This is a genomic window from Paraburkholderia solitsugae (genome assembly GCF_013177695.1).
In the GTDB taxonomy this organism is placed as follows: domain Bacteria; phylum Pseudomonadota; class Gammaproteobacteria; order Burkholderiales; family Burkholderiaceae; genus Paraburkholderia; species Paraburkholderia solitsugae.
Genome location: NZ_WOEY01000135.1, coordinates 59,381 through 66,337 on the forward strand (window position 1 = coordinate 59,381; position 6,957 = coordinate 66,337).

At 61.3% G+C, this 6,957-nt stretch carries 8 protein-coding genes; 6 read left to right on the forward strand and 2 right to left on the reverse strand.

What is annotated here, in order from left to right:
- Window positions 1-8 precede the first annotated feature (8 nt).
- The gene (locus tag GNZ12_RS35775; protein ID WP_172316683.1) at window positions 9-743 is read right to left on the reverse strand and encodes an SDR family NAD(P)-dependent oxidoreductase; all 735 of its coding nucleotides are present in this window, start codon (window positions 741-743) and stop codon (window positions 9-11) included.
- Window positions 744-939: 196 nt separating this feature from the next.
- Between GNZ12_RS35775 and GNZ12_RS35780 the strand changes: the two genes are divergently transcribed.
- From GNZ12_RS35780 to GNZ12_RS35805, 6 genes are all read left to right on the forward strand, one after another.
- Window positions 940-1,764 carry an SDR family NAD(P)-dependent oxidoreductase gene (locus GNZ12_RS35780; protein WP_172316684.1) on the forward strand — a complete coding sequence of 275 codons (825 nt, stop codon included), beginning with the start codon at window positions 940-942 and terminating at the stop codon, window positions 1,762-1,764.
- A gap of 109 nt (window positions 1,765-1,873) precedes the next feature.
- Complete coding sequence (locus tag GNZ12_RS35785) at window positions 1,874-2,965, forward strand: YeiH family protein (protein WP_172316685.1); 1,092 nt, start codon at window positions 1,874-1,876, stop codon at window positions 2,963-2,965.
- A 25-nt stretch (window positions 2,966-2,990) separates the two neighbouring features.
- Window positions 2,991-3,875, forward strand: a complete 885-nt coding sequence (locus GNZ12_RS35790; RefSeq protein WP_172316686.1) for a LysR substrate-binding domain-containing protein — start codon at window positions 2,991-2,993, stop codon at window positions 3,873-3,875.
- 249 nt (window positions 3,876-4,124) lie between these two features.
- Complete coding sequence (locus GNZ12_RS35795; RefSeq protein ID WP_172316687.1) at window positions 4,125-5,363, forward strand: molybdopterin-dependent oxidoreductase; 1,239 nt, start codon at window positions 4,125-4,127, stop codon at window positions 5,361-5,363.
- Between the two features lie 10 nt (window positions 5,364-5,373).
- A complete protein-coding gene (locus tag GNZ12_RS35800) occupies window positions 5,374-5,724 on the forward strand; it encodes a c-type cytochrome (protein ID WP_172316688.1) in 351 nt (116 codons plus the stop codon).
- An 86-nt stretch (window positions 5,725-5,810) separates the two neighbouring features.
- Window positions 5,811-6,122: a high-potential iron-sulfur protein gene (locus GNZ12_RS35805; RefSeq protein WP_172316689.1), complete on the forward strand. Its 312-nt coding sequence runs from the start codon at window positions 5,811-5,813 to the stop codon at window positions 6,120-6,122.
- A 137-nt stretch (window positions 6,123-6,259) separates the two neighbouring features.
- On the opposite strand, the gene GNZ12_RS35810 is transcribed toward GNZ12_RS35805, so the two are convergent.
- On the reverse strand, window positions 6,260-6,957 hold a 698-nt coding region (locus tag GNZ12_RS35810), incomplete at its 5' end, for a biotin/lipoyl-containing protein (protein ID WP_172316690.1).

The window sequence follows — 6,957 nt, forward strand, 5'->3', positions numbered from 1 at the left end:
GAGAACCCTCAGGCGCGGCGCATCAGACTGAAGCTTTGCGCGGATGGGCCGCCATCCGGCTGGCTGGCAAGGAACATCGCGAGCGGAACGACGTCCTCCGGTTCCTTGAGCCACTCTTCGTTGAACTGACACTTGCCGCCAAAATCAGTCATCGCGGTACGCACGGGCCCAGGGATCAGCTCATTGACACTGATGTTGGCGTCCAGAAGCTCCAGCGCGAGGGTTTGCGTAAGCAGCCACATTCCCGCCTTCGAGCAGCCATAGGCGGACAGGTTGGCATTGGGACGCTGCCGCAGCCCCGAGCCCATCAGGATCAGCTTGCCCGCGCCGCGCCGGCGGAGATGCGGAATCGCCGCGCGCGCGGTATTGAACGCGCCAACGAGGTTCACGTCGATCACCTCCTTCCAGAGTTTCGGGTCGGAGTGTTCGACCGTCCCGGTCACGGTGCCCACGCCCGCATTGGCAAGCACAATGTCCACGCCGTCGAACGCCCGAACCGCTCCCGAAAACAGCGCCTGGACCGATTCGTAGTTCGCTACGTCTGAGGGGATCGCGATCGCTCGACCGCCCTGCGCGGTGATCAACGCGACGGTTTCATTGATCTCCCCGCCTGAGCGTGCGCTGCACACGACAGCTGCCCCCGCTTTCGCATAGGCAAGTGCAATAGCGCGGCCGATGCCGCGACCTGCGCCCGTGATGACGGAGACCTTTCCTCGCAGCGCTGTGTTTTCCACCGAATTCATTTGCCTCTCCAGAATCAACCGTTGTTCTCGAGAAGCTTAACGGTCTGCTTTCGCGACGGTACTCCTGAATACCCGGCCCCCCGTTGCTGGGGGGAGCCTTCAGGCGGCCACGCCGGTAGTCTTTGGGCGCATCGGCCGGATCATCCGTTCTCCCCGGCCGGCTTGAGCTCGAGCGCAACCTGAAAGGAGTAGTCGTATGACACTGGATAACAAGATCGCCCTCGTGACGGGCGGTGCCCGAGGTCTCGGAAAGAGCATTGCACTGGATTACGCACGTGCCGGCGCCCAGGTCATCATTTGCGACGTCAACGAGGAAAACCTGAACGCCGCGCGTGAGGAAGTGACCGCCGCGGGGACACACGAATGCATGGCTCAGGTATGCGACGTTTCCTCCAGCGCTCAGGTGGCAAACCTCTTCGCGAGCATCGCGGCGCGCTTTGGGCGTCTGGACGTGTTGGTCAACAACGCGGGAATCGGGCCGATCGGTCCCGAGGACGACGCGCGGCGCAACAGGCACTGGGACTACATGACAACCCCAGTGCCGAGACAGGCACTGGGCTTCACCAGCTCGATGTCAGACGAACAATGGCATCGCTACTGGGGCGTCAATGTTCACGGCGTGTTCTACTGCACGCGCGAAGCCTTGCGGATCATGGAGCCTCAAGGCAGCGGCAAGATCATCAACATTGCGTCGATTGCCGGGATGTCTACCATCAGCGCCCATAGTCCGCACTATTCCGCGACGAAAGGTGCAGTGATTACATTCACGCGTACGGTGGCGGCAGAAGTGGCCGGCGGGAACATCTACGTAAATGCGATCGCGCCGGGCGGCATCCAGACGCCGGATTTCGAAAAGTACTTCGCGCGCTCAACCGAGGAGCAAAAGAACAGGCTCATGCAACTGATTCCGCTAGGCCGGTTCGGGAAGATGGAGGAGTACGCCTCGCTTGCGGTCTACCTTGCGTCCGACAATCACTATCTGGTGGGTCAGATCATTTCGCCCAACGGCGGCGCCGTCTAAGCATCGTTCTATATAACCGATCAATTCGTTCTATATTCTGTGTTGGAATATAGAATCTGTCATCGCGATAATTCCTCCGTTATCTGGTCACTGAAATACCGAGGACGCGATGTCGACCCCACTCGAACCCCATGCTTTAACCGGAAGGCTCCCGGTCGAATCCAGTCACCTCGCCTGGGTGCGAACCCATGCGCCAGGCGTTGCCCTATGCATCGCCGTCACGCTGGCCGCTTTCGGGTTGCAACTGGCTGAGGAGCGTATGTTCGGGCGCGCCTGGCTGGAAGCATTGGTCCTCGCCATCCTCATAGGCACGGCGGTGCGAAGTGTCTGGACGCCAGCCTCTCGCTGGCACGCCGGGATCAATTTCAGCGCCAAGACATTGCTGGAAATTGCCGTGGTCCTGCTGGGCGCCTCGCTCAGCACCCAAACCCTTAAGGCGGCCGGGGTGGGACTGCTGGCAGGCATCGTAGCGGTCGTCGCGGTGGCCATCGTGGTCAGCTACGGGACCGGGCGCCTCCTTGGTTTGCATCACCGGATGGCCTTGCTGGTCGCATGCGGCAACTCGATTTGCGGCAACTCGGCGATCGCCGCCGTTGCTCCAGTGATCCGGGCGCATAGTGACGACGTGGCCGCGTCGATTGCGTTTACCGCAGTGCTTGGCGTCATCGTCGTGCTCGGACTGCCACTGCTGATTCCTGTGCTGCACCTTAGCAACCTGCAATATGGTGTACTGGCCGGACTGACTGTCTACGCGGTTCCGCAAGTGCTTGCTGCAACGATCCCTGTTTCGGCGCTCAGCGCCCATCTCGGAACGTTGGTCAAACTGGTCCGTGTGCTGATGCTCGGCCCCGTGATCCTTGTCCTGTCAATCGGCTCGCGTCGTGGTGCAGGGGCTGCTGCATTGCCGGGTGCGTCGAAGCAAGCGCGCCTCGCCTGGCACAAAGTTGTGCCTTGGTTCATCATTGGCTTCCTGGCGCTGGTCATCCTCCGTTCGGCTAACGTCTTTCCGACGGCGATGCTACCTCCGATCAGCAGCACGGCGAACGTGTTGACGATTATTTCGATGGCGGCACTCGGTCTGGGCGTTGATGTGCGAATGTTCGCCAAAGCCGGCCCCCGTGTGACACTGGCGGTGGTGCTGTCGATCGTCGCGCTCGCGCTCATCAGCCTCGTACTGATTCGCGTGCTAGGCATGGCCTAAAAAGGTTAGAGGTCCGCTGAAAAACATGACGCTCGATCAACTTCGTATCTTTGTTGCGGTTGCGGAGCAGCAGCATGTGACGCGTGCGGCCAACGTACTCGCGCTTTCGCAATCGGCGGTGAGCAGTTCGATCGCCGCCCTCGAAGCGCAGTATGACGTCAAGCTGTTCCACCGGATTCGCCGGAATATTGTGCTGACTGACGCCGGCCAGCAGTTTCTCAACGAAGCCCGTGCGGTGCTTACCCGTGCCTCATCGGCCGGGAACATGTTGGCTGATCTGGCCGGAATGCGGCGCGGTGCGTTATCGCTTGCGGCGAGTCAGACGGTGGCAAATTACTGGATACCGAAGGTGATGCAACGCTTCCATGCGGCCCACCCCGGCGTCTCGCTCAAGCTCTCAATCACGAATACCGGACAAGTCGTTCGGCAGGTCGCCGAGGGTGCCGTCGATCTGGGTTTCGTGGAAGACCAGGTAGACACCGATGGTCTCGATGTGCGCGCGGTGGCCCAGGACGAACTGGTGTTAGTAGTCGCCCCCGGCCACCCCTGGGCCAGTCACGATTCGACGGCTGCCGATATTATTGACTTGCGCGATAGCGCCTGGGTGCTGCGTGAACAGGAATCGGGTACACGCGGGATCTTCGAAAAGATGGTGCGAAGCTTGGGGGGCGATCCCTCTGGGTTCGAGATCGCGCTGGAGCTTCCGTCGAACGAAGCGGTACGCTCCGCGGTCGAGGCCGGTGCTGGCGCAACCGTGATGTCCCGTCTGGTCGCGGCTTCCTCACTCAGTGCCGGGACGCTGATAGCACTCCGTTGGCCGCTGCCGCCGCGGGATTTCCTGATGCTGCGTCACCAGCAGCGTTATGTGACGGAGGCGATGCGCGTGTTCTTCGAGATGGCGTCGGAATGAGACAGTCTTGAAGATCGAACGCCGCGCGCTCAATGTGCGCGTGCCACTACGGTATCCGCGACCATCTGCCAGACGTCAACCTGCGCTACACCTTCTGCAATCCGAATAATCCAGTCAACCGATGGGTGATCTGTCCGAAGGCAGCCTCGGGCGGAGATCGACCTATTTGAAAGAATGCCACGCCAGCGTTTCGCGATTGTGTGGCGCACAATATAGTCAAACGATAGAACGAACCTGAAGGAGCCCCCCATGAAAGACCATTCCCACGGCGTGGACACGCGCCGCCGCAAGATGCTTCTCGGTCTTGCCGCCGGCGGTCTCGCCGGCACCATGGCCGGCTGGAACCGCAGCGCGTGGTCAGCGGAGAGCATCAACCTGCCATTCGCTGGCGGCGAGCGCGACTTGACGAGCGCGTTTCCGCAGAAAGGCGAGATGCTGCTGCTGCGAACCCGTCCGCCGTTGCTGGAGACACCGTTTTCCGTCTTCGATCGAGGCGTGTTCACGCCTAACGACCAGTTTTTTGTGCGCTGGCACCTCGCCGATATTCCCACGAAGATCGACGGCGCCGCATTTCGCCTGAACGTTCACGGACAGGTTGAACGAGCGCTCAGCCTGAGCCTGACCGAACTGCGGACCCAGTTCGAACCGGTTGAACTCGCAGCGGTGAATCAGTGCTCCGGTAACTCGCGAGGATTCTACGATCCGCGCGTGGCGGGTGCTCAATGGGGCAACGGCGCGATGGGCAATGCGTTATGGACCGGGGTCCGTCTGCGCGATATCCTGGATCGCGCGGGTATTAAGGGCAGCGCCGTGCAGGCCCGCTTTAACGGGCTCGACGCAGGCGTCCTCCCGGGAACGCCTAAATTCATGAAATCGCTCGACATCGACCATGCGCGCGATGGCGAAGTGATAATCGCCTATGCGATGAATGGTCAGCCATTGCCGCTGCTGAACGGCTTTCCGCTGCGCCTGATTGTGCCCGGCTGGTATTCGACCTACTGGGTGAAAATGCTCAACGATATCGAGGTGCTGGATCGCCCGGACGACAACTTCTGGATGTCAAAGGCCTACCTGATACCCGACACCCCCCATGCCAGCATCACGCCGGGCCAAACCGGCGTTAAGATGGTGCCGATCAACCGGATGGTCCCACGCTCGTTCTTCACCAATCTCACGAATGGCCAGAATGTGCCCGCCGGCAAGCCGCTCACCGTACGCGGCATCGCCTTTGGCGGAGACACCGGCGTGCGCGATGTCAGCGTGTCGTCAGACGGCGGCGCGACCTGGGTGTCCACGCGGCTCGGCCACGATCATGGCAAATACAGCTTCAGGCAATGGGAAACGCACTTGGTCCCGCAGGTCGGCCCCATGGAACTGAAAATCAAGGCGACGAACACCATGGGGGTCGTGCAGCCGGATACCGCAAACTGGAACGCTGCGGGCTTCATGCGCAACGTCGTCGAATCCATCAAGCTGATGGTTTCCTGAGGAGCGGAACATGAAAAGTCCAAACGCGTTGATATTGATTCTGCTCGCTACCGTCGGCATCTCGGCCGCCTTCGCCGAAACCGCACAGAAAGCGCCGTCGGCGGCAGCCTTGAATCGCACCGTCAGTGTTACCCTCCCTGATAGTGAGCGGGTTTTCCCACCGGGCGCCGGTGCCGAGATCGCCAACTCGCAGTGCATGATCTGTCATTCGGCGGGCATGGTTACGCGCCAGCCGCCATTGAGCTTCGGTGAGTGGAAGGCGGAGATCAACAAGATGCGCACCGCGTACGGCGCCCCCCTACCCGCGGAGCAGGTTGAAGAACTCGCTACGTATCTGACCGCGATCAAGGGTAAACAGTAGAACTGTCGCTACACGGCGACACGAAGTTCCGCATCGGCTGGCACGTCGAAGGCCCGCCCCCACCCTCTAAAAGAAAGGAGCCCTACATGCAATCATCACGTCGTCACTTCATGATACTGGCCGCTTCGCTGGCCTCATCCGTTGCGCTCTCGGGCAAGGCGTCGGCCGAGACGCCCGCGGTTTCCGAAAGCGATCCGACCGCACAGTCGCTTGGCTATAAGGCGGACGCGACACACATCGACAAGGCTAAATATGCGAAGTATCAGCCGGGCCAGGCGTGCGCCACCTGTCAGCTCTATCAGGGCAAGCCTGGCGATGCGTCTGGTCCGTGCCCGATCTTTGCCGGTAAGCAGGTCTCGGCGAAGGGGTGGTGCAGCGCGTATGTGAAGAAGGCCTGAAGCCGCACCTGACAATGGCACCACCTGAGCTTGCCGCTCACACAACTAACGTTGTGTGAGCGGCAAGACTGCAGCCAAGCGGCTTTTTTCAAGTGCGCACCGCATGAATGCGGTGCGCACCTGTCCCTCCTCGTTGATCAGCCCTCGCCCTTCAACTCGATCAGGAGATCCTTTGCGCCCACACGGTCACCCGCCTGGACATGCACGGCGGCAATCTCACAGTCGCGCTCCGCCGCAATGTGGGTTTCCATTTTCATCGCTTCCAATGCGACGAGCGTCGTACCGGCTGCGACCCGCTGCCCCGGCTGTACCGCAACGGTCACGATCGAACCCGGCATGGGAGCCGCGACATGCAGCGGATTCGAGGGATCGGCCACCGGGCGGCTGTGCCGCGCCGTCCCCGCCTGTGCAGTAGTGCGCTGCTCGATCAGGGCCGTGCGCGATTGTCCGTTCAACTCGAACTGAACCTTGATCATGCCGGACTCGGTATCGGCGTGCTTCCCTTGCAGGGCGACGAGCAAGGTTTTGCCCGGCGCAATGTCGATCGCCACTTCCTCCTGCGGCTGCAATCCATAGAGGAAAGCCGGCGTCGGCAGCACCGAGGTGTCGCTATAGGCACGCAGGTGCGCGAAGTAATCGCCTGTCTGCTTCGGGTACATGAGGTAGGAAGCCAGTTGCTGGTCGTCCAGTGCCTGTTCGCATAGAGCTTTGCCCTGCGAACGCGCCGCTTCCAGATCGACCGCCGCAAGCGCGTCGCCTGGCCGGTAAGGCGCAGGCGGCTCGCCCCTCAGCACCTTGCGTGACAGTTCCACCGGAAAGCCGTCGGGCGGGAAAC

What these genes read in the sequence shown, in the direction of transcription:
- GNZ12_RS35785 (WP_172316685.1), top strand. Translation starts at nt 1,874, where the DNA reads ATGTCGACCCCACTCGAACCCCATGCTTTAACCGGAAGGCTCCCGGTC.
- GNZ12_RS35780 (WP_172316684.1), top strand. Translation starts at nt 940, where the DNA reads ATGACACTGGATAACAAGATCGCCCTCGTGACGGGCGGTGCCCGAGGT.
- GNZ12_RS35790 (WP_172316686.1), top strand. Translation starts at nt 2,991, where the DNA reads ATGACGCTCGATCAACTTCGTATCTTTGTTGCGGTTGCGGAGCAGCAG.
- GNZ12_RS35800 (WP_172316688.1), top strand. Translation starts at nt 5,374, where the DNA reads ATGAAAAGTCCAAACGCGTTGATATTGATTCTGCTCGCTACCGTCGGC.
- GNZ12_RS35795 (WP_172316687.1), top strand. Translation starts at nt 4,125, where the DNA reads ATGAAAGACCATTCCCACGGCGTGGACACGCGCCGCCGCAAGATGCTT.
- GNZ12_RS35775 (WP_172316683.1), bottom strand. Translation starts at nt 743, where the DNA reads ATGAATTCGGTGGAAAACACAGCGCTGCGAGGAAAGGTCTCCGTCATC.
- GNZ12_RS35805 (WP_172316689.1), top strand. Translation starts at nt 5,811, where the DNA reads ATGCAATCATCACGTCGTCACTTCATGATACTGGCCGCTTCGCTGGCC.